The 24,016-nt window shown below is 66.3% G+C and carries 21 protein-coding genes; 10 read left to right on the top strand and 11 right to left on the bottom strand.

Annotated elements, in window-relative coordinates:
* Positions 1–51: 51 nt before the first annotated feature.
* Positions 52–2,499, bottom strand: coding sequence for a penicillin-binding protein 1A (locus AC1RHV_RS11960; RefSeq protein ID WP_492300907.1), 2,448 nt, complete (start codon positions 2,497–2,499; stop codon positions 52–54).
* A 114-nt stretch (positions 2,500–2,613) separates the two neighbouring features.
* Between AC1RHV_RS11960 and AC1RHV_RS11955 the strand changes: the two genes are divergently transcribed.
* The 3 genes from AC1RHV_RS11955 to AC1RHV_RS11945 are packed head-to-tail and all read left to right on the top strand — an operon-like array spanning position 2,614 to position 5,479.
* Positions 2,614–3,255 carry a shikimate kinase gene (locus tag AC1RHV_RS11955; protein ID WP_054457189.1) on the top strand — a complete coding sequence of 214 codons (642 nt, stop codon included), beginning with the start codon at positions 2,614–2,616 and terminating at the stop codon, positions 3,253–3,255.
* Positions 3,252–4,328, top strand: coding sequence for a 3-dehydroquinate synthase (gene aroB / locus AC1RHV_RS11950; protein WP_492300905.1), 1,077 nt, complete (start codon positions 3,252–3,254; stop codon positions 4,326–4,328). The genes AC1RHV_RS11955 and aroB overlap by 4 nt, the downstream gene beginning before the upstream one ends.
* Before the next feature lie 23 nt (positions 4,329–4,351).
* Positions 4,352–5,479 (top strand): deoxyguanosinetriphosphate triphosphohydrolase, encoded by a 1,128-nt coding sequence (locus AC1RHV_RS11945; protein WP_175181583.1) that lies wholly within the window; start codon positions 4,352–4,354, stop codon positions 5,477–5,479.
* 31 nt (positions 5,480–5,510) lie between these two features.
* Here AC1RHV_RS11945 and AC1RHV_RS11940 read toward each other — a convergent pair whose 3' ends face one another.
* Both AC1RHV_RS11940 and AC1RHV_RS11935 read right to left on the bottom strand, forming a co-directional pair.
* Complete coding sequence (locus AC1RHV_RS11940) at positions 5,511–6,704, bottom strand: M20 aminoacylase family protein (RefSeq protein ID WP_054457184.1); 1,194 nt, start codon at positions 6,702–6,704, stop codon at positions 5,511–5,513.
* A gap of 23 nt (positions 6,705–6,727) precedes the next feature.
* Positions 6,728–7,729, bottom strand: coding sequence for a tripartite tricarboxylate transporter substrate binding protein (locus AC1RHV_RS11935; protein ID WP_492301746.1), 1,002 nt, complete (start codon positions 7,727–7,729; stop codon positions 6,728–6,730).
* A gap of 127 nt (positions 7,730–7,856) precedes the next feature.
* On the opposite strand from AC1RHV_RS11935, the gene AC1RHV_RS11930 reads away from it, so the two are divergent.
* Complete coding sequence (locus tag AC1RHV_RS11930) at positions 7,857–8,759, top strand: LysR family transcriptional regulator (protein ID WP_054457181.1); 903 nt, start codon at positions 7,857–7,859, stop codon at positions 8,757–8,759.
* Between the two features lie 19 nt (positions 8,760–8,778).
* Here AC1RHV_RS11930 and AC1RHV_RS11925 read toward each other — a convergent pair whose 3' ends face one another.
* Together AC1RHV_RS11925 and uvrA are read right to left on the bottom strand one after the other, a co-directional pair.
* Positions 8,779–9,441, bottom strand: a complete 663-nt coding sequence (locus tag AC1RHV_RS11925; protein WP_492300903.1) for a glutathione S-transferase family protein — start codon at positions 9,439–9,441, stop codon at positions 8,779–8,781.
* A 45-nt stretch (positions 9,442–9,486) separates the two neighbouring features.
* Positions 9,487–12,330, bottom strand: coding sequence for an excinuclease ABC subunit UvrA (gene uvrA / locus AC1RHV_RS11920; protein ID WP_370126359.1), 2,844 nt, complete (start codon positions 12,328–12,330; stop codon positions 9,487–9,489).
* 187 nt (positions 12,331–12,517) lie between these two features.
* On the opposite strand from uvrA, the gene AC1RHV_RS11915 reads away from it, so the two are divergent.
* The 5 genes from AC1RHV_RS11915 to AC1RHV_RS11895 all read left to right on the top strand — a co-directional run bounded on the left by AC1RHV_RS11915 (position 12,518) and on the right by AC1RHV_RS11895 (position 16,319).
* Positions 12,518–13,735: an MFS transporter gene (locus tag AC1RHV_RS11915; protein WP_492300901.1), complete on the top strand. Its 1,218-nt coding sequence runs from the start codon at positions 12,518–12,520 to the stop codon at positions 13,733–13,735.
* Positions 13,736–14,016: 281 nt separating this feature from the next.
* The gene (gene ssb, locus AC1RHV_RS11910; RefSeq protein ID WP_119449719.1) at positions 14,017–14,538 is read left to right on the top strand and encodes a single-stranded DNA-binding protein; all 522 of its coding nucleotides are present in this window, start codon (positions 14,017–14,019) and stop codon (positions 14,536–14,538) included.
* A 358-nt stretch (positions 14,539–14,896) separates the two neighbouring features.
* Positions 14,897–15,202, top strand: a complete 306-nt coding sequence (locus AC1RHV_RS11905) for a DUF4148 domain-containing protein (protein WP_042795957.1) — start codon at positions 14,897–14,899, stop codon at positions 15,200–15,202.
* Between the two features lie 84 nt (positions 15,203–15,286).
* Positions 15,287–15,592: a DUF4148 domain-containing protein gene (locus tag AC1RHV_RS11900; protein ID WP_054457161.1), complete on the top strand. Its 306-nt coding sequence runs from the start codon at positions 15,287–15,289 to the stop codon at positions 15,590–15,592.
* A 130-nt stretch (positions 15,593–15,722) separates the two neighbouring features.
* Positions 15,723–16,319 (top strand): TetR/AcrR family transcriptional regulator, encoded by a 597-nt coding sequence (locus AC1RHV_RS11895; protein ID WP_054457159.1) that lies wholly within the window; start codon positions 15,723–15,725, stop codon positions 16,317–16,319.
* Between the two features lie 77 nt (positions 16,320–16,396).
* Here AC1RHV_RS11895 and AC1RHV_RS11890 read toward each other — a convergent pair whose 3' ends face one another.
* From AC1RHV_RS11890 to AC1RHV_RS11880, 3 genes are all read right to left on the bottom strand, one after another.
* Positions 16,397–17,257: a cysteine hydrolase family protein gene (locus AC1RHV_RS11890; protein ID WP_054457305.1), complete on the bottom strand. Its 861-nt coding sequence runs from the start codon at positions 17,255–17,257 to the stop codon at positions 16,397–16,399.
* Positions 17,258–17,506: 249 nt separating this feature from the next.
* On the bottom strand, positions 17,507–18,124 hold the full coding sequence (locus AC1RHV_RS11885; protein ID WP_175181581.1) for a TetR/AcrR family transcriptional regulator: 618 nt from the start codon (positions 18,122–18,124) through the stop codon (positions 17,507–17,509).
* A gap of 116 nt (positions 18,125–18,240) precedes the next feature.
* A complete protein-coding gene (locus tag AC1RHV_RS11880) occupies positions 18,241–20,415 on the bottom strand; it encodes a malate synthase G (protein WP_119449716.1) in 2,175 nt (724 codons plus the stop codon).
* Positions 20,416–20,652: 237 nt separating this feature from the next.
* Between AC1RHV_RS11880 and glcC the strand changes: the two genes are divergently transcribed.
* On the top strand, positions 20,653–21,417 hold the full coding sequence (gene glcC / locus AC1RHV_RS11875; protein ID WP_013396917.1) for a transcriptional regulator GlcC: 765 nt from the start codon (positions 20,653–20,655) through the stop codon (positions 21,415–21,417).
* Between the two features lie 46 nt (positions 21,418–21,463).
* Here the strand turns inward: glcC and AC1RHV_RS11870 are convergent, their stop codons facing one another.
* The 3 genes from AC1RHV_RS11870 to AC1RHV_RS11860 form a co-directional block, all read right to left on the bottom strand.
* The gene (locus AC1RHV_RS11870) at positions 21,464–22,588 is read right to left on the bottom strand and encodes a saccharopine dehydrogenase family protein (protein ID WP_192354814.1); all 1,125 of its coding nucleotides are present in this window, start codon (positions 22,586–22,588) and stop codon (positions 21,464–21,466) included.
* A 202-nt stretch (positions 22,589–22,790) separates the two neighbouring features.
* On the bottom strand, positions 22,791–23,183 hold the full coding sequence (locus tag AC1RHV_RS11865; protein ID WP_492300896.1) for a DUF4148 domain-containing protein: 393 nt from the start codon (positions 23,181–23,183) through the stop codon (positions 22,791–22,793).
* A 307-nt stretch (positions 23,184–23,490) separates the two neighbouring features.
* Positions 23,491–23,895, bottom strand: a complete 405-nt coding sequence (locus tag AC1RHV_RS11860) for a DUF1090 domain-containing protein (protein WP_054457151.1) — start codon at positions 23,893–23,895, stop codon at positions 23,491–23,493.
* Between the last annotated feature and the right edge of the window lie 121 nt (positions 23,896–24,016).

Genomic DNA, 24,016 nt, shown 5'->3' with positions numbered 1-24,016 from the left:
TTCAGGCGAAAAAAAGGCCGGCCCCATGGGGCCGGCCTTGTCATTTGCGCGTCAGAACGGAATCTTCTGGGACCAGGGCGTGTTGCCTTGCGTGCCTACGCCCGGCGCCACCTTGATCCGGGTTTCCTCGCTGGTGCTGCCGTTCAGGCCGTTGAGGAACTCACCCAGCGTGTCGGCCTCGGGCAAGCCCAGGCGCGCCACCGCTTGTCCGGGCGGGAATTCGGAGAAGTAGAACTCGCCGTTTTCGACCAGCAGGCCATCGGGGCGGGGACGCGGCTTCTCTTCGGGCACGCCCTTGAGGACCGTCTGCATGTAATCGACCCAGATCGGCATGGCGACGCCGCCGCCGGTTTCGCGCGAACCCAGGGACTTGGGCTGGTCAAAGCCCAGCCATGCGGTGGCGACCAGCGACGGGGTGTAGCCGGAGAACCAGGCGTCCACCGATTCGTTGGTGGTGCCGGTCTTGCCTGCGATGTCGTTGCGCTTGAGCAGGACGCGGGCGCGCGCTGCGGTGCCGTAGGTGGCCACGCCGCGCAGGATGTCGTCCATGACCCAGGCCGTGCGCGGATCGATGGCGCGGGCCGCGGCGTCGCCGGCCACGACCGGCTTGGACTGCATGATGACCTTGCCGCTGCTGTCGGAGACGCGGTCGATCAGGTAGGGCGTGACGCGGTAGCCGCCATTGGCGAACACCGAGAAGGCGCCGGCCAGCTGCAAGGGCGTGACCGAGCCCGCGCCCAGCGCCAGCGGCAACACGGCGGGCTGGCGGGCCTTGTCGAAGCCGAAGCGGGTCAGGTAGTCCTGCGCGTACTGCGGGCCGATGGCCTGCAGGATACGGATCGACACCATGTTCTTGGACTTGTACAGGCCCTGGCGCAGGGTCAGCATGGGTTCGTACTGGTTGCCGTAGTTCTTCGGGTTCCAGGCCTTGGAGCCGGTCTGCGCGGCCGTCAGTTCGAAGGGCTGGTCCGAGATCTGCGTGCCCGGGGTCAGGCCGCGTTCCAGCGAAGCGGCGTAGATGAAGGGCTTGATGTTCGAACCCGGCTGGCGCCAGGCTTGCGTCACCCGGTTGAAGTTGCCGCGGTAGAAGTCAAAGCCGCCGACCATGGCGCGGATGGCGCCATCTTGCGGCGACAGCGCCACGAAGGCCGCCTGCACCGAAGGCAGGTTGATGATTTCCCAGTTGTCGCCGAACTTGCGGATGTAGACCACGGAGCCGCGCTTGATGCGCTGCTCGGGCTTGGCCTTGTCGTTCAGCGCGCGCGCCACGACGCCCAGCACCTTCTTGTCGGTGACGGTGATGATCTCGCGCGAGCTGCGCGCCAGCTTCACTTCGGTGGGGCTGGCCGACAGCACCAGCGCCGTCAGCAGGTCACCGCTGTCGCTGAACTTGTCGAACACGCCGTCCAGGAATTCGTCCAGCGCCTGCGGGTTATTCTCGGTGCCCGGCGGCAGGTCGAGCTGTTCCTCGGGGCCGGGGTAGGGCGCGCGGCGCGTGTATTCCAGCACGCCTTCGCGCACGGCGCGGTAGGCCGCTTCCTGGTCCTTGGACTGCACGGTGGTGTAGATATTGATGCCGCGCGAATAGACGTTGTCCTGGTACACGTTGAACAACAGCTGGCGTGCCAGTTCCGCCACGTACTCGCCATGGATGGAATAGCCGCCGGCCGGCGTGCCTTCCGCGGACTTCATGACGATGGGCTGGGCCAGCGCCTGCTGGTATTCCGGTTCGGTCAGGTAGCCCAGCGAGTGCATGCGGCCCAGCACGTAGCGCTGGCGCAGCTCGGCGCGCGGGCGGTTGGCGATAGGGTTGAAACGCGAGGGCGCCTTGGGGATGCCGGCCAGCATGGCGGCTTCCGCAGGCGTGACTTCGGACAGGGGCTTGCCGAAGTAGGTGCGCGAGGCGGCCGCGAAACCATAGGCGCGGTGGCCCAGGTAGATCTGGTTCATGTAGAGCTCGAGGATCTGGTCCTTGGTGAGCTCCGACTCGATCTTGAAGGTCAGCAGCAGTTCATAGAACTTGCGCGAATAGGTCTTTTCCGACGACAGGTAGAAGTTGCGCGCCACCTGCATCGTGATGGTGCTGGCGCCCTGCGACTTCGACATGCTGACCAGGTTGGTCAGGCCGGCGCGCGCCACGCCCATCCAGTCGATCCCGCCGTGCTGGTAGAAGCGGTCGTCCTCGGCCGCCAGCACCGCGGACTTCATGACGTCCGGGATTTCGTTGAAGCGCAGCACGTTGCGGCGCTCTTCGCCGAATTCGCCGATCAGGACGCGGTCCGCCGTAAAGACGCGCAGCGGCACCCGGGGGCGGTAGTCCGTCATGGCGTTCAGGTCGGGCAGGTTGGGCCAGGCCAGCGCCAACGCCATCCCAGCCAGCAGCACGCCGCACAGGAACAGGCCGGCAAAGAAAATGCCGGTTTTTACGAAGAATCGCAGTATCGGGGAACCGCTCTTGGCGGGCTTGTCTTTCTTGGAGGAATTCTGGGGCTTGCTCATCGCGGCGATTTTACGGGTATCTCCGGGTCCGTCTTGGCACGGGGCACCGGTTTCTGTAACAAAATCGTTCAGTGTGGTAGGCGGGCAACTGGCGGCTGATGTGATAATGCCGTCATGAACTTTTCCGCTAACTCATGTCCGGAGGCTGACCCGGACCCGGCGTCCTCCTGCGAGACGCCCGAAAACCAGCCTTGCGCGATCGAGTGCACAGGCAAGGCCGCCACGCTGCCGCATGACCTGCCGGTTTTCCTGGTCGGGATGATGGGCGCGGGCAAGACCACCATAGGGCGTGGCCTGGCGCGTGCCCTGGGGCGCGAGTTTATGGACTTGGATCATGAGCTCGAGGCGCGTTGCGGCGTGCGGGTGCCGGTAATCTTCGAAATCGAGGGCGAAGCCGGTTTTCGTCGCCGGGAATCTGCCGCCTTGGAAGAGTGTACCCAACGGCGCAACATAATTCTTGCGACCGGCGGCGGCGCGATCCTGGCGCCGGAAAACCGTCAGCGCCTGCGCGAGCGCGGCATCGTGGTCTACCTGCGCGCCAGCGTGGACGAACTGTTCCGCCGCACCTGCCGCGACCGCAACCGTCCCCTGTTGGCCACGGCCGACCCGCGCGGCACGCTGCGCGACCTCATGACCCTGCGGGAACCCCTCTATAAGGAAGTAGCCGACCTGGTGGTGGAGACGGGCGCCATGCCCATACACACCCTGGTCAAGGCGCTGCTGCCGCAACTGCAAGCCTTCGAGAAGCGCATATGAACGTAGTACACGTGGACACCCCGGGCGGAGCCTACCCGATCCACATCGGCCCCGGCCGCCTGGACGCCCTGGACCAGTGCATCCCCGCCGACGCCACCGCGATCGCCGTGGTGACCAACCCGACCGTCGCCGCCCTGTACGGCGAGCGCGCCGAAGCCGCGCTGGCCCGGACCGGCAAGCGGGTGCTGCGCATCGAATTGCCCGACGGCGAGGCCTATAAGGACTGGCAGTCGCTGAACCTGATCTTCGACGCGCTGCTGGGCAACCGCCTGGACCGCCGCTGCGTGCTGGTGGCGCTGGGCGGCGGCGTCATCGGCGACATGACCGGTTTCGCGGCCGCGGTCTATATGCGCGGCGTGCGCTTCCTGCAGGTGCCCACGACCCTGCTGTCGCAGGTCGATTCGTCGGTGGGCGGCAAGACCGCCGTCAACCATCCGCTGGGCAAGAACATGATCGGGGCGTTCTACCAGCCGGTCGCCGTCGAGATCGATACCGACGTGCTGAACACGCTGCCGGCGCGCGAGGTGTCCGCGGGCCTGGCGGAAGTGATCAAGTACGGCCTGATCCTGGACCCGGAATTCTGGTCCTGGTGCGAGGACAATGCGCAGAAGCTGCGCGAACTGGACCCCGAGGCGGTCGCCTACGCCATCCGCCGCTCCTGCGAACTCAAGGCGCAAGTGGTGGGCAAGGACGAGCGCGAGTCGGGCCTGCGCGCCATCCTCAACCTGGGCCACACCTTCGGCCACGCCATCGAATCCGGCCTGGGCTACGGCGCCTGGCTGCATGGCGAAGCCGTCGGTTGCGGCATGGTGCAGGCTGCCGAGCTGTCGGCCGACGTCGCCGGCTTTGACCGTGCCGACGTGGAGCGCGTGCGCGCGCTGGTGGCCGCCATCGGCTGTCCCGTCGTGGCCCCCGACCTGGGCGCCGACCGCTGGCTGGACCTGATGCAGGTCGACAAGAAGACCGAAGGCGGCTCGATCCGCTATGTGCTCATGACCCGCATCGGCGAGGCCATGATGCGCGCGGCCCCCGACGACGCCGTGCGCGCCGTGCTGGCCCGCACCACCCAATAGCCGTGATGGAGACGGTGTTGCAGATGAAAGAACTGGCTTCCTATGCATCCCACCCGTCTCAATCGCGCGGGCGGACCTATGCCGAGCCGCCGCCGGAAAACCGGACGGAGTTCCAGCGCGACCGCGATCGCATCGTCCATTCCAGCGCCTTCCGGCGCCTGGAGTACAAGACCCAGGTCTTCGTGAACCACGAGGGCGACCTGTTCCGCACCCGCCTGACCCACAGCCTGGAAGTGGCCCAGATTGCGCGCACGCTGGCGCGCAGCCTGGGCCTGTCCGAAGACCTGACCGAAGCCATCTCGCTGGCGCACGACCTGGGCCACACGCCGTTCGGTCATGCGGGCCAGGACGAACTCAACGCCTGCATGCGCGAATTGGCGCCGGAGGCGGGCGGCTTCGAGCACAATCTGCAAAGCCTGCGGGTGGTGGACGAACTGGAAGAACGCTACGCGGACTTCAACGGCCTGAACCTGTGCTTCGAAACGCGCGAAGGCATCCTCAAGCATTGTTCGGCCGCGCATGCGCGGCAGCTGGGCGACGTGGGCCAGCGCTTCCTGGACCGCACCCAACCCTCGCTGGAGGCGCAGTTGGCCAACCTGGCGGACGAGGTCGCCTACAACAACCACGACATCGACGACGGCCTGCGCTCGGGCCTGATCACGCTGGAACAGCTGAAGGAAGTGTCGATCTTCGAGCGCCACCACGCCCACGTGCTGGAAAGCTATCCGGGGCTGGCTGCGCGTCGCGCGGTGGCCGAGACCATACGCCGCATGATCAATACGCTGATCGTCGACCTGACGCGGACCTCGTTGGCGCGCATCCGCGAGTTCGCGCCCGCCACTGCCGACGACGTGCGCCGCGCGCCGCCGCTGGCGACCTTTTCGCCCGAGATCCGGAGCGAGGCCGACGCGCTGAAGAAATTCCTGTTCGACAACCTGTACCGCCACTACCGCGTGTTGCGCATGACGACCAAGGCGCGGCGCATCGTGCGCGAGCTGTTCGCGGCTTTCCTGGACGATCCGCGGCTGTTGCCGCCCGACTATCGCCGGCCGGCTTTCAACGAGCAGGCCCGCGCCATCGCCGACTACATCGCGGGCATGACGGACCGCTACGCCATCCGCGAGCACAAGCGCCTGTTCGAGATGGCCTGAGGCCCGCGGGCCTCAGGCTTGCGCCGCGGCCTCAGCCCGCCAGATAGCGCTGCGTCAGCAGCACCCAGTAGGCAGCGCCCACGGGCAGGCTGTGGTCGTTGAAGTCATAGCCCGGGTTGTGCACCATGCAGGCCCCATGCCCGCTGTTGAAGCCTTCCGCCGAGCCATCGCCATTGCCCACCAGCAGGTAGGACCCTGGCACTTCCTCCAGCATGAAGGCGAAGTCCTCGCTGCCGGTCAGCGCGCGGGTCTGGAGTTCCACCTGGTCGGCGCCTACCAGTTCCACCGCCACCTGGCGCGCGAAATCGGTTTCTTCGCGGGTGTTGACCAGCACGGGATAACCGCGGCCGTAGTCGATGGTGGCGCGCACCTGATAGCTGGCCGCCTGGCTGTGGACCAGTTCCGTGATGCGGGCTTGCAGCGTGTCGCGCACGCCGCGGTCCAGCGCGCGCACGCTGAGTTTCAGCGTGGCGGTCTGGGGGATGACGTTGTTGGCTTTGCCCGCGTTGAATGCGCCGACCGTGATCACCGCCATGTGCAGGGGATCGATATTGCGGGCGACGATGCTTTGCAGGCCCAGCACGATGGCCGCGCCAGCCACCACCGGATCGGCGGCGCAATGCGGCATCGCGCCGTGCCCGCCCACGCCTTCCAGCACGATGGTGACGTTGTCGGACGAAGCCATCGCGGCGCCGTCGCGCAGCAGCAGGCGGCCTTGCGGATGGCCCGGCATGTTGTGCATGGCGAAGATGGCGTCGCAGGGATACTTGCTGAACAGTCCGTCTTCCATCATGCGCTTGGCGCCGCCCAGGCCTTCCTCGGCGGGCTGGAAGATCAGGTTGAGCGTGCCGTCGAAGTCGCCATGCCTGGCCAGGTGGTGCGCGGCCGCCAGCAGCATGGCGGTGTGGCCGTCGTGGCCGCAGGCGTGCATGACGCCTTCGTTGCAGCTGGCGTGTTCCAGGCCCGTCGCTTCCTGGATGGGCAGGGCGTCCATGTCGGCGCGCAGGCCCAGGCGCTTGCCGCCGCTGCCGCGGCGCAACTGCCCCACCACGCCGGTGCCGCCCAGCCCGCGTTCCACTTCATAGCCCCATTGCGTCAGGCACTGCGCCACCAGGTCGCTGGTGCGGAATTCCTGGAAGCCGAGTTCGGGGTGGCGGTGGATGTCGCGGCGGATCGAGACGAATTCGTCGGCCTGGGCGGTCATCGCCTGCAGGATGGGATGCATGTCGGAGAGGTCCTGGAATCGGGTCACTGGTTGCCTGCCAGTTTCACGTGGCTGGAGATTTCGCGAAAGCGCTCGGTCTCGGCGCGGTACATGGCGTCGGCCTGTTCCGCGCTCATGGGGGCGGAGACTTCGATGTTCTGGTGCGCCAGGCTGTCCTTCACCGCCGCATCCTGCATGGCGGCGTTGAGCGCTGCGTTCAGGCGCGCCACCACGTCTTGCGGCGTGTCGCGCTTGACGAAGTAGCCAGTCCAGGTGGTGAAGTTGAAGCCCTTGATCAGTTGGCCTTCGTTGACCGACGGCACGGTCTTGAGCGCGGGCAACTGGCTGCGCTGCGGGTCCAGGCTGGCCAGCAGCTTGATGCGGCCCTGCTCGGCCAGCGCCACCTGCTGCTGCGACAGCGGCAGGATGGCCAGGTCCACCTGGCCGCCGCCGATGTCCTGCATCAACGGCGCGCCGCCCTTGTAGGGCACATGCATCATGTTGGCGCCGATGGTGCGCGCCATGTGCTCGCCCAGCACGTGGTACAGCGAACCCACCCCCACGCTGCCGAACGTCAGCGGCTGGGTGGCCGAGCGCGAGCGCGCCAGCGTGACCAGCTCGTCGGCATTGTTGGCGGGCAGGTCGGCGCGCGCCACGATCACCAATGGGGCCATGCCGATCATCTGCACCAGGCGGAAATCCTCGCTCTTGAGCTTGACCGCGGGATTGGCAATGGGGGACAGGATCAGCTCGTTGGGCGAGCCCTGGAACAGGTAATAGCCGTCAGCCTTGGCGCCCAGCACCTTCTGCGCGCCCAGCGCGCCGCTCACGCCGCCCAGGTTCTCCACCAGCACGGGTTGGCCCAGTTGCTTGGAGACGGGCGGGGCCACCACGCGGGCGATGGAATCGGACGCGCCGCCGGCCGGGTAGGGCACCATCATCATGACGGGCCGGTCGGGATAGTCTGCGGCCCGGGCGCCCTGGGCCAGCAGCGCCGCGCCCAGCGCCAGCGCACAGCCGGCCAGGCGCAGGCCATTGGAAAGCATGCTCACGAAATTCCCCTTGGAATGATCTAGTCGTGATCCGCATGCTAGGGACAGGCCTCGCTAGTTGTCTAACGAATTGTTATTCTGGAAGCTAGAAAAAAAACTCATACTTAATCGGGACCCGGGCATGAATCTCAAGCAGCTCGAACATCTGCTGGCCGTGGCCGAGGCGGGTTCCTTCAGCCGTGCGGCCGAACGCCTGTACCTGACCCAGTCGGCGCTCAGCCGCAGCATCCGCCTGCTGGAAGAAGACCTGGGCGCGCGCCTGCTGGACCGCATGGGCAAGCGCACGGAGCTGACCCCGCTGGGCCTGACCGTCGCCGGCCGCGCGCGGCGCATCCTGTTCGAATCGGGCGAGCTGCGCCGCAGCGCGGAACTGCTGACCCAGGGCGACCGGGGCAGCATCAGCATCGGATTGGGTTCAGGGCCGGGCGTCATGCTCATGACGCCGCTGCTGGCGCACGTGGCGCAGCACTATCCGCAGTTGCGGCTGGACGTGATGCGCGGCTCGCCCGAGGCCCATCTGGCGCTGTTGCGCCAGCGGCGCCTGGACGCGCTGGTGGTCGATACGCGCGGCATCGTGCCGGCGGCCGACCTGCGCATCGAACCCATCTCGGAAATGCGCGCCGGATTCATCTGCCGCCGCGGCCATCCGCTGGCCCAGGCCGGGCGGCCGGCGCGCTTCGCGGAGGTTGCGGCCTATCCGCTGGCGTCCACGTTTCTTGCAGCGGATACCGTGCGCATCGTGGTCGACCATTTCGGCGTCGAGGCGGATCCGCAGACCGCGATGCGCCTGCGCTGCGATGAAATCGGCAGCGTGCTGGAAGCGGTGCGCGTGTCGGACGCGGTATTCCTGGGCATCGTGGGCGCGGCGCGGGTCGGCATCGCCGCGGGCGAACTGACGGAACTGCCTACCGACCCGCCGCTGCGCAGCCACGCGCTGTTTGCAATGGTGACGCTGACGGGCCGCACCGAGGCGCCGGCGATGGCGCTGGTGCGTGAATTCGTGGCCCAGCGCCTGCGCGATTGAACGCGCCGATTGACGTGCTTCAGCGCTGCTTGCGGTAGGGCTCGTCCTCGGGCACGAAGGTGGCTTCCGCGAGCGCGTCGCGGGTCCATTCCTGCATGGCGGGCAGCGCCTGCACGGCGTCCATGTAGTCGCGCACCGGGCCGGACGCCGCGATGCCATAGGTCGTGAAACGCGAGACCACCGGCGCGAAGAAGGCGTCGGCGATCGAGAACTCGCCGAACAGGAACGGCCCGCCCTGGCCGAATGCCGCGCGCGTGTTGCGCCAGATCGCTTGCAGGCGCTCGATGTCCTGTTGCGCGGCCGCAGGAAAGTCGATGCCGGGCAGGTGCGCTTCGACGTTCATGGGCAGCGCCTGGCGCATCGCGCCAAAGCCGCTGTGCATCTGCGCGGTGAGCGACCGCGCGCGGGCCCGGGCGCGCGCGTCCTGGGGCCACAGGCGGGCTTCGGGATGGCGTTCGGCCAGGTACTCGCAGATCGCCAGCGTGTCCCAGATCGCGAACTCGCCATCCAGCAGCACCGGAACCAGCCCCGCGGGCGACACCGCGCCCACGCGGCGCGAGAATTCCTCGGTGAAGAAGCCGAGCTTCTGCTCGGTAAAGGGTATGCCTGCGGCGCGCAGGGCGATCCATGGCCGCAGGGACCAGGACGAGTAGTTCTTGTTGCCGATGATCAAGGTGTACATGCCGCGATCCTTCCTAGCCGTTGATGTGATGATTCAGGCGCCGGTTCAGCGGCGCAGCAGCTTGCCCAGGTATTGTCCGGTGTGGCTGGCGGACGTGCCGGCCACGTCTTCGGGCGTGCCCTGCGCCACCACGCGCCCGCCGCCGTCGCCGCCTTCGGGACCCATGTCGACCACCCAGTCCGCGGTCTTGATGACGTCCAGGTTGTGTTCGATGATCAGCACCGTGTTGCCGCTGTCGACCAGCTGGTTCAGCACCTGCAGCAGCAGCTCGATGTCGCGGAAATGCAGGCCCGTGGTGGGCTCGTCCAGGATGTAGAGCGTGCGGCCGGTGCTGCGCCGCGACAGTTCCTGCGACAGCTTCACGCGCTGCGCTTCACCGCCCGACAGGGTGGTCGCGCTCTGGCCCAGCCGGATATACGACAGGCCCACGTCGATCAGCGTGTGCAGCTTGCGGGCGATGGCCGGCACGGACTCGAAGTATTCCAGCGCCTGCTCGACCGTCAGGTCCAGCACTTCGCTGATGTTGCGGCCGCGATAGCGGATTTCCAGCGTTTCGCGGTTGTAGCGCTTGCCGTGGCAGACGTCGCAAGGCACGTACATGTCGGGCAGGAAATGCATTTCGACCTTGACCACGCCGTCGCCCTGGCAGGCCTCGCAGCGCCCGCCCTTGACGTTGAAGCTGAAGCGCCCCGGGTCGTAGCCGCGGGTGCGCGCTTCCGGCACGCCCGCGAAGAGTTCGCGGATGGGCGTGAACAGGCCCGTGTAGGTCGCGGGGTTGCTGCGCGGCGTGCGGCCGATGGGGCTCTGGTCCACGCTGATGATCTTGTCGAAGTTCTCCAGCCCCTGCATCGACACGTAAGGAGCGGGTTCGCTCTGCGCATGATGCAGCTGGCGCGACACGGCGACCGCCAGGGTGTCGTTGACCAGCGTGGACTTGCCCGAACCGGACACGCCGGTCACGCACACCAGCCGGCCCGCGGGGATGCGCAGGTCCACGTTCTTCAGGTTGTTGCCGCTGGCGCCCGTCAGGGTCAGCCAGGACAGTTCGTCGTTGACGGGGCGTCGCTTCGGGATGGCGATGGCGCGCGCGCCGCTCAGGTACTGGCCGGTCAGCGACTGGGGGTCGCGCTGCACGGTTTCCGGGTCGCCCTGCGCCACCACCTGGCCGCCGTGCTCGCCCGCGCCCGGTCCCATGTCCACGACCCAGTCGGCCATGCGGATCATGTCTTCGTCGTGCTCCACGACGATGACGCTATTGCCTAGGTCGCGCAGGTGCTGCAGGGTGCCGATGAGGCGGTCGTTGTCGCGCTGGTGCAGGCCGATGGAGGGCTCGTCCAGCACGTACATCACGCCGGTCAGGCCCGATCCGATCTGGCTGGCCAGCCGGATGCGCTGCGCCTCGCCGCCCGAGATGGTATCGGCGCTGCGGTCCAGCGACAGATAGTTCAGGCCGACGTTGTTCAGGAAGCTCAGGCGCGCCTCGATCTCGCGCACGATGCGTTGCGCGATCTCCTGCTTGGCGCCCGTCAGGCTCAGGTCGCGGAACCAGGTAAGGCAGGTCGACAGCGGCATGGCCTCGACCTCGTAGATGGCCTGGCCGTGGCGTTCGCCGCCGCGCGGATCCTGGCCGATCAGCACGTTGCGGGCCTCGGGCCGCAGGCGCGAGCCGCCGCAGTCCGGGCAGGTCTTGATGTTGCGGTACTTGCCGAGCTCTTCGCGCACGGTGGCCGAATCGGTTTCGCGCCAACGGCGCTCCAGGTTCGGGATCACGCCTTCGAATGTATGGCGCTTGACCGTGCTGCGGCCTTTTTCGTTCAGGTAGAGGAACGAGATCTCTTCGTCGCCGGAGCCGTACAGCACCTTGTCGCGCAACGCCTCGGGCAGTTCCTCGAAGGGCGCTTCGATGTCGAATTCATAGTGCGCCGCCAGGCTGGTCAAGAGCGAATGCGTGAAGGCGTTGCGGCGGTCCCAGCCGCGGATGGCGCCGGCCGCCAGGCTCAGCTCCGGGAAGGCGACCACGCGCTTGGGGTCGAAGAAGCCGACCTGGCCGATGCCATCGCAACTGGGGCAGGCGCCCATGGGATTGTTGAAGCTGAACAGGCGCGGCTCCAGCTCGGGCAGGCTGTGGCTGCACACCGGGCAGGCGTAGCGGCTGGAGAAGACCTGTTCGCGGCCGCTGTCCATGTCCAGCGCCAGGGCGCGGCCCTCGGCCAGCTGCAACGCGGTCTCGAAGCTTTCCGCCAGGCGCTGCTTGCTTTCAGGCTTGATGCGCAGCCGGTCGATGACGACGTCGATGTCGTGCTTCTCGGTCTTCTTCAGCGGCGCCATGCCGTCGATTTCGGTCAGCTGGCCGTCCACGCGCAGACGCACGTAGCCCTGCGCCTGCAGGCTGGCGCATTCGTCCTCGAAACTGCCTTTCTTGCCGCGGGCTATGGGCGCCAGTACCGCCAGCCGGGTTTCGGGCGTCCAGGACAGCACCGCGTCCACCATCTGGCTGACGCTTTGCGCCTGTAATGGCAGGCCGTGGTCAGGGCAATAGGGCGTACCGACCCGCGCGTACAGGAGGCGCAGGTAGTCGTGGATCTCGGTGATGGTGCCGACGGTGGAGCGGGGGTTGTGGCCCGCGGCCTTCTGTTCGATGGAGATGGCCGGGGACAGGCCCTCGATCAGGTCCACGTCCGGCTTGTCCATCAGCTGCAGGAACTGGCGGGCGTAGGCGGACAGGCTTTCCACGTAGCGGCGTTGGCCTTCCGCGTACAGCGTGTCGAAGGCCAGCGACGATTTGCCCGAGCCGGACAAGCCGGTGACGACCACCAGCTTGTGGCGTGGCAGGTCGAGCGAGACGTTCTTGAGATTGTGGGTGCGCGCACCCCGAATGCGTATTGTCACGTCCATCGGGCTCTTTTAAGCGGTTTCAAAGGCCAACTTGGTACTATAGCGCGCCGAATCCCCCTGCGTTCGGGGCAGTACTCCAGCCTGGATAGACCCGGGGGGCGGCGCCGCACCGCCAGATCAGACCGTGGGCGTGTGACATCCACGCGCGCGGGCGAGTCCTAGTCATCGTTGAATTTTTCGCATGCAGGCAGATAAAAAACTGAAATTGACCCCGTCCGAACGCCGCGCCAGCGTGGCGCTGGCCGGACTTTTCGCCGCGCGGATGCTGGGGCTGTTCCTGTTGCTGCCCGTCTTCGCCGTGGCCGCCGCCGGCATGCCGGGCGGGGACGATCCGGCCCGCGTTGGCCTGGCGCTGGGCATGTACGGCCTGACCCAGGCCTTCATGCAGATTCCCTTCGGCCTGGCGTCCGACCGCTGGGGCCGGCGTCCCGTGGTGCTGTTCGGCCTGCTGCTGTTCGTGGCGGGCAGCATCGTCTGTGCACAGGCGTCCGACGTGTACTGGATCACCATCGGCCGCGCCATCCAGGGCGCCGGGGCGATTTCCGCGGCCGTCACCGCCTGGCTGGCGGATTCCACCCGCGACGAGGTCCGCACCCGGGCCATGGCCATGGTGGGCGGGTCGATCGGCCTGTCCTTCGCCGTGTCGCTGGTCCTGTCGCCCGTGCTGGTGGGCTGGTGGGGCCTGTCCGGCCTGTTCTGGACCATCGCCTGTCTGGGCGTGATCTGCCTGGCCGTGGCCGGCTGGGTGGTGCCCGTGGTGCCGCTGACCCAGGCCCGCACCATGCAGGCGGCCCGGCCGCGCGAAGTCCTGACCCACAGCGACCTGCTGCGCCTGAATTTCGGCGTTTTTGTCCTGCACCTGATCCAGGTGGCGCTGTTTGTCGTGGTGCCCGCCCTGCTGGCGAAGGTGGGCGGCCTGGACGCGCGCGAGCTCTGGAAGGTCTATCTGCCGGTCATCCTGGTTTCCTTCGTGCTGATGGTGCCGGTGGTGTTCGTCGCCGAAAAGCGCCGCGCCCATCGCGGTGCCCTGCGCGCCGCCGTGGCCGGGCTGGCGCTGGTGTGCGCCTTGCTGCCCGCGGCCAGCCATGGCTTCTACACCCTGGCAGCCGCCCTGACGGGCTTCTTCGTGGCCTTCAATGTGCTGGAAGCCCTGCAGCCGTCGCTGGTGTCGCGGGTCGCGCCGCAGGCCTACAAGGGCCTGGCGCTGGGCTTCTACAACACCGCCCAGGCCGCCGGCCTGTTCGCGGGTGGCGCGCTGGGCGGCTGGCTGGCCTCGCATTCCGGTTCCAGCGCCGTTTTCATCGCCGCCGCCGCCCTGTCGGCGATCTGGCTGGCGGTGACCTGGGCCCTGCGGCCGTTGCCCGAGGCGGACCGCCCCGCGTCGGCGCGGGCGGGCTGAAAAATCGCGGATCGCACCCCGAATAGCGGTCAATAGCCACGAAAATCGGGCCGCCGGGGTGGACGGCTTTGTCACATCCTGGTTTGGCGCGGCGGGCGCTTTTCGTCGATAATACGCATCAAATCAGGGCTTCACTCAGGGTTCAACCCGGCGTCGCCGGTCATCGTTGCGGTGACCGGCGTGTTTCATGAAGCCGGTCTTCAACATCATCGCTTTTATGTTGTTGCCGGCGCGTCCGCGGCAACGCACACGCAGGCTGTCAACAACAGAGGGACAACGGCATGGCATCGGTTAACAAAGTCATACTCGTGGGCAATCTGGGACGCGACCCGGAAGTCCGCTACAGCCCCGAAGGGGCGGCAATCTGCAATATGTCCATTGCCACCACCTCCACCTGGAAAGACAAGGCTTCGGGCGAACGCCGCGAAGAAACGGAATGGCACCGCGTCGTCATGTACAACCGCCTGGCTGAAATCGCCGGCGAGTACCTGAAGAAGGGCCGCTCGGTCTACATCGAAGGCCGCCTGAAGACGCGCAAGTGGCAAGACAAGGACACCGGCGCTGACCGCTACAGCACCGAAATCGTTGCCGACCAGATGCAGATGCTGGGCGGCCGCGAAGACGGCGGCGGCGGTGGCGCAAGCTTCGGCGGCGGTGGCGGCTACGACGACGCGCCTTCGCGCCCGCAGCAGCAGCGCGCCCCGGCCCAACGCCCGGCCCCGCAACAGCGCCCGGCTCCCGCCGCGGCTCCGGCCAGCAGCGGCGCTAATCTGGCGGATATGGACGACGATATTCCGTTCTAAGCCACAGCGCGGCATCAGACTTCAACAAGAACCCGGTAAATTCCTGATTTACCGGGTTTTTTGTTGCCCCTGGTGGTAGTGTGGGCCGACGCGTTCGAGAGGCCGACTCGCGGATGGGGCGCCATTCCGGCATAGGTGAGGCGAAGTCCCGGTGTTGCTTGAATTATTTTGTTTCACAAAACCCCCTTGCGCTATCTACCTAGTAGTAGATAAGATTCATCCATCGACGCAGCAAACCAACCACCCGCCGACGTCGAAACCAGAAATACAGTAGGACCGCTTTTTTATTTCCCTTCTTGTCTACCTATAAGTAGATAGTTTTTTGAATCGCTACGCAATCGTTATCTGGAGATCAACCATGAAGACCCTCGTATCCGCCCTGATCCTGTCCGCTTCCTTCATTGGCGCCGCCCAAGCCGGCGAACTGGACTATCCGCCTGCCCTGAACACCGAAAGCACGGTGACCCGCGCCCAAGTGCAGCAAGAGCTGGCCCAGGCCCGCGCCAATGGCGAACTGGTGTCTGGCGAAGAAGGCTACGCCGCCACGATCTTTGCCGCCTCTGGCGACAAGAGCCGCGCCCAGGTCCAGAAGGAACTGGCCGCCGCCCGTGCCCAAGGCCTGACCGACAGCGCCGAACTGGCTTACCCGCCCGTGCAAGGCTGAGTTTTTTTCCCTCGATGTTTATCTATAAGTAGATAGCTCCATCGAAACCCTGATGCAGCACCTGATCCTTACTGGAGATCAACCATGAAGACCCTCGTATCCGCCCTGATCCTGTCCGCTTCCTTCATCGGCGCCGCCCAAGCCGGCGAACTGGACTATCCGCCTCCCCTGAACACCGAAAGCACGGTGACCCGCGCCCAGGTGCAGCAGGAACTGGCCGAAGCGCGCGCCAATGGCGAGCTGGTGTCGGGCGAAGAAGGCTACGCCGCCACGATGTTTGCCTCGGCCGGCGACAAGAGCCGCAAGCAAGTGCAGCAGGAATTGGCCGCCGCCCGCGCGCATGGCCTGACCGACAGCGGTGAGCTGGACTACCCGCCCGTGCAAGGCTGAGCTTCATGCCGGTACATGCGGATCCCGGGGGGCGGGATGATTCCCGGCCGGGGTCCGCAAGGGTTTTGGAGCAGTGGCAACGCTGCCGGAACCGATGACGAATCAACCTATTAGTAGGTAATATTCAGCCATGGACACTCCTACTTCCAACACCACTCGCGAACAGCTTCTGGCCCATGCCGAGAAGCTGATCCGCACGCGCGGATGCAACGGCTTCAGCTACCGCGACCTGGCTGAGCATGTGGGCGTAAAGACGTCCAGCATCCACTATTACTTTCCGGGCAAGGACGACTTGCTCTACGAGGCCGTCGAAGCCTACAGCGCACGCGCGCTGGCAGCCATGCGCGGGATCGACACGTCGCTGCCGGCGCAAGCGCAGCTCGACCAATATCTGTCGATGATGGAATCGCGCGCCTGCGGGTCGGGCGAGCTCTGCCTGGCCGGCATGCTGGCGGCCGAGGTCAATTCGCTGCCCGAACGCGTGCGTGGCGCATTGCAAGGATTCTTCCGCGCGCACGAAGCCTGGTTGGCACGCGTGCTGGCCGAAGGCGCGGCGCAGGGCACGATGAAGTTCTCTGGCACGCCGGAGGCGGCTGGCCGCGCGGTGTTCGCCACGGTGCAAGGTTGCATATTGGTGGCGCGCCTGTTCCAACAGCCCGCGGCATTGTGCGAGGCCATCGGCGCGCTGTACGTGGAGTGCGACGGCAAGCACGGCGGCGCCGCCTGAGCGTTCCCGCTCCACGCAGCCCATCAACCACGGCCGCCATGCGCAAGCAGGCGGCCGTTGTGTTTTGCGCGGCGGGATCAGGCCGCGAGCAGCGCCCGCGCCATGTCGACGCTGGTGCGCGCCTGGATACCCAGGTCGCGCATGCGTTGCTGGAAGGTTGCCTGTGCGTCTTCGAAGCCCGCGACGGGGCTCATGCAGTCCGTCAGCAACACCAGGCGCGACAGGTCGCGGCCGGGCAGGTGCTCGGCCAGGTGTTCGACAGTGGCCTTGACGCAATGGCTGCCGGCCTGGCCGGCGATCAGGATGAGTTCGGCGCGGTCCAGCGAATCGAGCAGGCTGCGGTTGAGCTGGCTGCGCGGATCGTCGGCATCAGGGACTTCGGCCATCAGCGCGCTGTAGTGTTCGGTCCAGGGGTTCATGCCCTTGGGCACCTTGCGCACGATGAACTGGCGCTCGTCTTCCCAACGGCTGTAGGCCGCGCGCACGTCCGCATGCACGTTATGGCCCCAGGTGCCGATTTCGCAATGCAGCGGCCACACCATCAGCGTGTAGCGGCCGCGCGCTTCGAGTTCGTCCAGGTACGACAGGGTACGCGGCAAGTCGTCGTCGTGGCGGGGCCGGAAATCGCCCGCGCGCAGCTGCGCCGCCGTGATCTGCGTGTACGGCGCTACGGGCTGGCCGTCGCCGGTGGACCAGAAGGTCGGATGGGCGATGTCCAGGCGATGGTGCGAATCCAGCGTCACCGTGATCGAGGTAAGCGCGGGCGCGGTCGTGTCGATGAAGTGCGCGAGCCGCTGCATGTCGGCGTGGGCGCCGGCCACAGGCAGGGCGGGCGCGTGCGCGGCGCCCGTCACGGGATCCGTGGGCAGGTACGACTCGGGCAGGTCGCAGAAGTCATTCTGCGGATCGATGATCAGTAGATGATTGGAGCGCGGCATGACGACGTTCGGGACAGGCGAACTCGAAATATAGAACGGGATGGCCATGTCTTTCTAGAAAAGTACCAGATGCTCGGCGCGGTCTGGTAACTGCTTGAGCAGCTCGCGCCACTGCAGCCAGACGCTGCCCCCGGCTGAAACGGCGATCACTGCGATAACGATCCACATGTCAGGCTCCTGGAAAATTTCGCACGGCCGTGCGAAATTAAGGTAAAGAATTGCCGGCACGGGCCGGCGCTGGAAATACGGCTACTCGAGGTACTTGAAACTGCGGTAGGTGGAAATCAATCGTTCATAGGCCGCCCGCACGCGCTGGGGAGCCTTGGGATCCCGCAGGAAGCGGGCATCGTGCATCAGCCCGATCATCAGGCTGTAGACCTCGAATACGAGCTGCTCGGGATCCGTGTCCGGCCTGACGTGGCCGGCTTCGAGCGCCTGGTTGACCGTGCGCAGCATGGCGCTGCGCCAGCGCCGTAGATTGCCCTCCAGCACCGAGCGCAGCGGGGATTCCACGTCGTCGTATTCGAAGGCGCCGGCCACGTAGATGCAGCCCGTCAGCGTTTCGACATTGCTGGCGCGCTCGATCCAGAGCGAGACCAGGGCGTTGAGCCGCGGCAGGCCGCGGGGATGGGCCAGGGCCGGGGTGAACACGGCTTCAAGGAAGCGCCGGTCGTATTCGTCCAGCACCGCCTGCTGCAGGGCTTCCAGCGAGCCCACGCGCGAGAACACGCCGCTCTTGCTGATGCCCAGGCGCTTGGCCACCTGGCCGAGCGACAGGCTCTCCATGCCTTGCGCCGCGGCCATGTCCAGGGCCGCGTCCACAATGGCCGCGAAGGTCAGCTCGCTTTTCTCGGTTTTGGCAGTCATGCGGCAAATTTAGCACGACCGTGCGAAATTGGCCTCGCTTTTTTTCAGGGTCGCGCCCCGCAAAAAAAACCGGACAGCCAGGCTGTCCGGTCTTGTTGCGGCAAAGCGCGCCGGGATCAGGCCTGGTTGGCCTTGAACTCCAGGCGGTACTTGTGCAGCAGCGGCTCGGTGTAGCCGTTGGGCTGGGTCAGGCCTTCGAACACCAGCGCGCAGGCAGCCTTGAATGCCAGCGAGGTGTCGAAGTTGCCGGCCATCGGGCGGTAGAGCGTATCGCCCGCGTTTTGGCCGTCGACCACCTTGGCCATGCGCTTGAAGGTTTCCATGACCTGCTCGCGGTTGGTCACGCCGTGGCGCAGCCAGTTGGCGATGTGCTGGCTGGAGATGCGCAGCGTGGCGCGGTCTTCCATCAGGCCGACGTTGTGGATGTCCGGCACCTTGGAGCAGCCCACGCCCTGGTCGATCCAGCGCACCACGTAGCCCAGGATGCCCTGCACGTTGTTGTCGAGCTCCTGCTGGATGTCCTGCGCGGACCACTTGGACGGATCGCCGACCGGCACCGTCAGCAGGCCGCCCAGCAGGTCATCGCGCACGCTGTCGAGCTTGGTGCGTTCCAGCTCCTGCTGCACCGCCTGCACGTCGATCTGGTGGTAGTGCAACGCGTGCAGCGTGGCTGCGGTGGGCGAAGGCACCCAGGCGGTGTTGGCGCCGGCCTTGGGATGGGCGATCTTCTGTTCCAGCATGGCGGCCATCAGGTCCGGCATGGCCCACATGCCCTTGCCGATCTGGGCGCGGCCGCGCAGGCCGGCATCCAGGCCGACCAGCACGTTGTTGCGCTCGTAGGCGGTGATCCAGGCGGTGGACTTCATGTCGCCCTTGCGCAGCATCGGGCCGGCTTCCATGCTGGAGTGCATTTCGTCGCCGGTGCGGTCCAGGAAGCCGGTGTTGATGAAGGCCACGCGCGCGGCGGCGGCCTCGATGCACGCCTTGAGGTTGATGCTGGTGCGGCGCTCTTCGTCCATGATGCCCATTTTCAGGGTGTTGCGCGGCAGCTTGAGCAGGTCTTCGACGCGGTCGAACAGTTCGCTGGCGAAGGCGGCTTCGACGGGGCCGTGCATCTTCGGCTTCACGATGTAGACGGACCCGGTGCGCGAATTCAGCTTGTGCTTGCGGTCCTGCAGCGCGGCCAGGCTGGTGACCACGGCGTCCAGGATGCCTTCGGGGATTTCGCGGCCCTCGCGGTCCAGGATGGCCGGGTTGGTCATCAGGTGGCCGACGTTGCGCACGAACATGAGCGAACGGCCATGCAGGGTCAGCGGCGAACCGTCGGGACGCGTGTAGTCGCGGTCGGCGTTGAGCTTGCGGGTGAAGGTCTTGCCGCCCTTGGTGACCTCTTCGGTCAAGTCGCCCTTCATCAGGCCGAGCCAGTTGCGGTAGATATGGACCTTGTCCTCGGCATCCACGGCGGCGACGGAATCCTCGCAGTCCATGATGGTGGTGAGCGCGGCTTCCACCAGCACGTCCTTGACGCCTGCGGCGTCGGTGGCGCCGATGCTGTGGCTGCGGTCGATCTGGATTTCGAAGTGCAGGCCGTTGTTCTTGAGCAGGATGGCCGTAGGCGCGGAGGCCTCGCCCTGGTAGCCGGCCAATTGCGCGGGATTCTTCAGGCCGGTCGAGCCATTGGCCAGCGCCACGCGCAGTTGACCGCTTTCCACGGTGTAGCCGCGGGCGTCGGCATGCGAGCCCTGGGCCAGCGGGGCGGCGGTGTCCAGGAAGGCGCGGGCGCGGGCGATGACGGCGGCGCCGCGTTCCGGGTTGTAGCCGCGGCCCGTGTCGCCGGGCGTGGCGGGGATGGCGTCGGTGCCGTAGAGCGCGTCGTACAGGCTGCCCCAGCGCGCGTTGGCGGCGTTCAGCGCGTAGCGCGAGTTGGACATGGGCACGACCAGCTGCGGGCCGGCCTGCTGCGAAATCTCGGTGTCGACGTTGTCGGTGGTGGCGCGCACACTGGCCGGCTGCGGCAGCAGGTAGCCGATGCCTTCCAGGAATTTGCGGTAGGCGGCCGGATCGGCGATGGGGCCGGGGTGGGCGCGGTGCCATGCGTCGAGCTCGGCCTGCAGGCGGTCGCGTTCGGCCAGCAACGCGCGGTTCTTCGGAGCCAGGTCGTCCACCAGGGCCGCGAAGCCTTGCCAGAAGCCTTCGGCATCCAGGCCGGTGCCGGGCAGGGCTTCCTGTTCGATGAATTGATTGAGATTGGCCGCCACTTGCAGGCCGTGGTGCTGGATGCGTTGAGTCATGCGGTTCTCTAGCGGTAAGGGACTGGCCGACGCCGCGCGCCGGGCGTATCTGGTCTCGACATCATCGTTCGCGCCTGCCGCAATGTCCATATCAAAACCCACTGGTCATACCAGTTTGTGCACTGCCGTATGGGCAAAGCCGTAATTTTTATGGTTTTATATCAGCTACTTACGGGGGTGTGATGCAAGAGGTCCGATCGGGGATGCGCTTGGTCATACCACTGGTGCGGAGAGTGCATGTACGCGGAAACTGAAGAAAAGCCTCGCCAGGTGGCGGACGAGGTCGCCGAACGGATCGAACGCCTGATCCTGGACGGCGTGCTGAAGGCCGGCCAGGCGCTGCCTTCCGAACGGCGTCTGACCGAGAAGCTGGGCGTGTCGCGCACGGCCCTACGCGAAGGGCTCAAGCTCTTGCGCGCGCGCGAGATCATCCACACCGCGCAAGGCAAGGGTTCGTATGTGGCGCACATATCCAAGGTGGATGCCGGTCCGCTGATGCACCTGTTCAATTCGCAGCCGCGCACGCTCTACGACCTGCTGGAAGTGCGTTCGCTGCTGGAAGCCGAGTCTGCCCGGCTGGCGGCCATACGCGGCACCGAGGCGGATTTCATCATGATCCGCCGCCGTTATGACGAAATGGTGGCGGCGCAGGGCACGGCCACCGACACGGCGACGCACGCGCATCTGGACCATGCCTTTCACCTGGCCATCTGCGAGGCTTCGCACAATCCGGTGCTGGTGCACACGCTGCAATCGCTGACGGACTTGCTGCTGGGCTCGGTCTTCGCCTGCGTCAACAACCTCTACCACCGCCAACCTGAGAAACGCCAGATCGACCGGCAGCACACGCGCCTGTTCAATGCGGTGACGGCGCGCCAGCCGGAGCAGGCGCGCAAGGCGGCCGCGGACCACGTGGACAGCGTGCGCCAGAGCCTGGCCGATATCGAGCAGGAAGAGCAGCGCCTGGTGCGCGCGACGCTGCGGCTGGAAGGCTGGAGCTAGCGTCCTGCGCTCTCGCGGGGCAGGACGCATGAGGGCGCGTCGTGGTTCAGCGGTCGGCCATGGCGCCGCTGCCCACCAGCGCCAGTGGCTTGCCCGCGTACACGCGGCCAAAGCGGTTGTTGATGAACGCGTCCAGATCGATGGCTTCCTGCCCGACGAACCCGCGTTGCGGCAATGCGCCCTGCGCCACCAGATCCAGCGCGGCGCAGATGCCGGCGGCGGTGGACAGCTGGATCGCGCTCAGGCGATGGCCGTCGACGTCCGCGCCGAAGATGCGGATGGGATAGGACTCCTCTTCCAGCCGGCCATGGCGGCGGCCCGATGCCGAAGCCTGGATCACGATCACGTCCTGTTCGGTCGTGGGAATGGCGGCTTCGAAAATTTCCTTGAGCAGGTCGCGGCGGTCCCGCAAGCGCAAGTCGTTGAGCAGCAATTTCATGATGCTGCAGTGGCCCGGGTAGCGCACCGATTTGTAGTCCACGTTGCGGGCGCGACCGCGCAAGGTGGCGGGCAGGGTGCCCAGTCCGCCGGACGTGTTGAAGGCTTCGTACTCCACGCCGTCCAGCGCGAAGGTCTCGTAGCCTTCCAGCGCGGGCACGCTGGTCAGTTGGCCGTCGACGATGGCCTCGCAGGGATTGCAGTACTCGTTGATCAGTCCCTCGGTGCTCCAGGTCAGGTTGTAGCGCAGGCTGTTGGAGGGATAGCGCGGCAGGGCGCCCACGCGCATGCGCAGATCCAGCAGGGTATCGAAGCGGCGCGCCAGCGCGTTGCCGACCACGCCGATGAAACCCGGGGCCAGGCCGCATTGCGGCATCAGCACGCTGCGGGCGTCTTCCGCCAGCGCCTGGATGGCGTGCGTGCTGGCCACGTCTTCGGTCAGGTCGAAGTAGTGCACCCCCGCCTTGGCGCACAGGCCGGCCACCGCGGCGGCGCGGTGAAAGGGCAGCGCGTTGATGACCGCGTAACGCCCCTCGATGCATTGCGCCACGGAGTCGTCGCCGGAAATCTGACGGGTTTCACAACCCAGTTCGGCCACGATGCGCAGCCGTTCGGGATCCTGGTCGGCTACCAGTACCGAATAGCCGCCGCTGCGTTCCAGCATCAGGGCAATGGCGAAACCGATTTTTCCGGCGCCCAGAAGTACGACGGGCCGGGGAGAGGCGGTGGTCATGGTGCGGCTCCTGCATGGATGGGGGAGAGGGTGAGCTCATCCTATGCGCGGTCGCTGTCGATGTGTAGAGACTAAATAGTCGAATCGGCCATAGGTAACGTCAATTCGACTTAATTAAATATCGAAACGTCAAAAACAAAGCCCTCCGGTTTGGGGCCGGAGGGCTTTGGGGCGCTGCCTGGCCGGGGAGGCCAGGGGGGGATCAGCTGCCCAGGGGCGGGTAGTCCAGGTTGCCGAAGGTGACCAGGCCTTCCGACTTGGCCTGGGCCAGTTCGGTGCGGACTTCGGCGCGGGTCAGCGAGGTGGCTTGTTCAGCCGCGGCGACGGGCGGGTAGTCCAGGTTGCCGAAGGTCACTTCACCGGCGTTCTTGGCTTGTTGCAGTTCAGCTTGCACTTGCTGCGAGGTCAGGGTCGACTTCGGGGCGATGGCGGCGGGGTAGCCTTCTTCGCCGAAGGTGTATTGGCCCGAGGCCTTGGCTTGTTGCAGTTCGGCTTGGACCTGAGCGCGGGTCGGGCCCTGATCAGCCTCGGCGGCTTGGGCGCCGGCAGCCAGAACGGACGTGGACAGCATCAAAGCGGTAGCAAGGGTTTTCATAGCAGACCTCCAATGTCTTGAGCTTGGGAGCCGAACCGCTGGCCTGATTGCCTGGGGTTCGCTTGCTGTGTCCCGATGAGATGCATTCTGGGCGCAAATCATCTCCGGATAAACCCTGATTCTCTGAAAACATCTTTCCAAAAAGAAGACTAATAGGTTTCCATTTCACCAAATGGCACCATGGGTGGTGGAATTTCCATTTGATGACACCATAGGAGGTAGTCCACCCGGTAGGGCGGAGGTCTGGCGGCGGGGGGAGTGGGGGGCGCAGCCCCGGAAAAGCCCGGGACCGGCAAGGAGGAGGGAATCAGCGGTTCAGTTCGACCAGCGCGGCGTTGTATTCCGCCTGGGCTTCGTCCAGTTTGCGCTGGGCTTTGTCGATCTTGTCCTGCTTGCCCTTGGCGCGGGCCTGCTTGAGCTCGCTTTCGCGCTCGGCGACCTTGTTCTGCTTCTCGCGCACGTCGGCTTCGCGCTGGGATTGCAGGCGGCTGTCGGTGCAATTCGCTTTGGCTTCGGCCAGGGCCTTGCGCAGGCCGGCTTCGCGGCGGGTATTGTTCTGCGCCTTGGCAGCGGCGATGTCGTTTTCGATTTCGCAGAACTTGGCGGCGCAGCCGCGCTGGGCCGAGCAATCGCTGGCGGCCTGGGCCGGAATGGCCACGAAGGCGGCGGCTGCGGCGGCCGTCAAGGCCAGGGATTTGAGCAATGAGGGCATGCGTGGTCTCCGTAATGCGTTGCGGAGGTTCCATCATGGGCCTTGCGCGCGATGCTCGCAATGCGCGGCATCAACGCAGCCTCAGCGCGGCGCGGACCCCGCCGATCGACCGGGTTCGTTG

Source organism: Achromobacter sp. GW823-FHT04E03 (genome assembly GCF_058796095.1).
Note: the sequence above shows the minus strand (reverse complement) of the source record. Positions and strands in the feature narration are given on the sequence as shown.

Bases quoted from the DNA above. Each gene is read 5' to 3' on its own strand.
- ssb (WP_119449719.1), top strand. From the start codon at position 14,017: ATGGCATCGGTTAACAAAGTCATACTCGTGGGCAATCTGGGACGCGAC.
- AC1RHV_RS11960 (WP_492300907.1), bottom strand. From the start codon at position 2,499: ATGAGCAAGCCCCAGAATTCCTCCAAGAAAGACAAGCCCGCCAAGAGC.
- AC1RHV_RS11880 (WP_119449716.1), bottom strand. From the start codon at position 20,415: ATGACTCAACGCATCCAGCACCACGGCCTGCAAGTGGCGGCCAATCTC.
- AC1RHV_RS11900 (WP_054457161.1), top strand. From the start codon at position 15,287: ATGAAGACCCTCGTATCCGCCCTGATCCTGTCCGCTTCCTTCATCGGC.
- AC1RHV_RS11890 (WP_054457305.1), bottom strand. From the start codon at position 17,257: ATGCCGCGCTCCAATCATCTACTGATCATCGATCCGCAGAATGACTTC.
- AC1RHV_RS11955 (WP_054457189.1), top strand. From the start codon at position 2,614: ATGAACTTTTCCGCTAACTCATGTCCGGAGGCTGACCCGGACCCGGCG.
- AC1RHV_RS11915 (WP_492300901.1), top strand. From the start codon at position 12,518: ATGCAGGCAGATAAAAAACTGAAATTGACCCCGTCCGAACGCCGCGCC.
- AC1RHV_RS11935 (WP_492301746.1), bottom strand. From the start codon at position 7,729: ATGCTTTCCAATGGCCTGCGCCTGGCCGGCTGTGCGCTGGCGCTGGGC.
- AC1RHV_RS11940 (WP_054457184.1), bottom strand. From the start codon at position 6,704: ATGCATCCCATCCTGCAGGCGATGACCGCCCAGGCCGACGAATTCGTC.
- AC1RHV_RS11925 (WP_492300903.1), bottom strand. From the start codon at position 9,441: ATGTACACCTTGATCATCGGCAACAAGAACTACTCGTCCTGGTCCCTG.
- AC1RHV_RS11870 (WP_192354814.1), bottom strand. From the start codon at position 22,588: ATGACCACCGCCTCTCCCCGGCCCGTCGTACTTCTGGGCGCCGGAAAA.
- AC1RHV_RS11885 (WP_175181581.1), bottom strand. From the start codon at position 18,124: ATGACTGCCAAAACCGAGAAAAGCGAGCTGACCTTCGCGGCCATTGTG.
- glcC (WP_013396917.1), top strand. From the start codon at position 20,653: ATGTACGCGGAAACTGAAGAAAAGCCTCGCCAGGTGGCGGACGAGGTC.
- AC1RHV_RS11945 (WP_175181583.1), top strand. From the start codon at position 4,352: ATGAAAGAACTGGCTTCCTATGCATCCCACCCGTCTCAATCGCGCGGG.
- AC1RHV_RS11930 (WP_054457181.1), top strand. From the start codon at position 7,857: ATGAATCTCAAGCAGCTCGAACATCTGCTGGCCGTGGCCGAGGCGGGT.
- aroB (WP_492300905.1), top strand. From the start codon at position 3,252: ATGAACGTAGTACACGTGGACACCCCGGGCGGAGCCTACCCGATCCAC.
- AC1RHV_RS11860 (WP_054457151.1), bottom strand. From the start codon at position 23,895: ATGCCCTCATTGCTCAAATCCCTGGCCTTGACGGCCGCCGCAGCCGCC.
- AC1RHV_RS11865 (WP_492300896.1), bottom strand. From the start codon at position 23,183: ATGAAAACCCTTGCTACCGCTTTGATGCTGTCCACGTCCGTTCTGGCT.
- AC1RHV_RS11895 (WP_054457159.1), top strand. From the start codon at position 15,723: ATGGACACTCCTACTTCCAACACCACTCGCGAACAGCTTCTGGCCCAT.
- AC1RHV_RS11905 (WP_042795957.1), top strand. From the start codon at position 14,897: ATGAAGACCCTCGTATCCGCCCTGATCCTGTCCGCTTCCTTCATTGGC.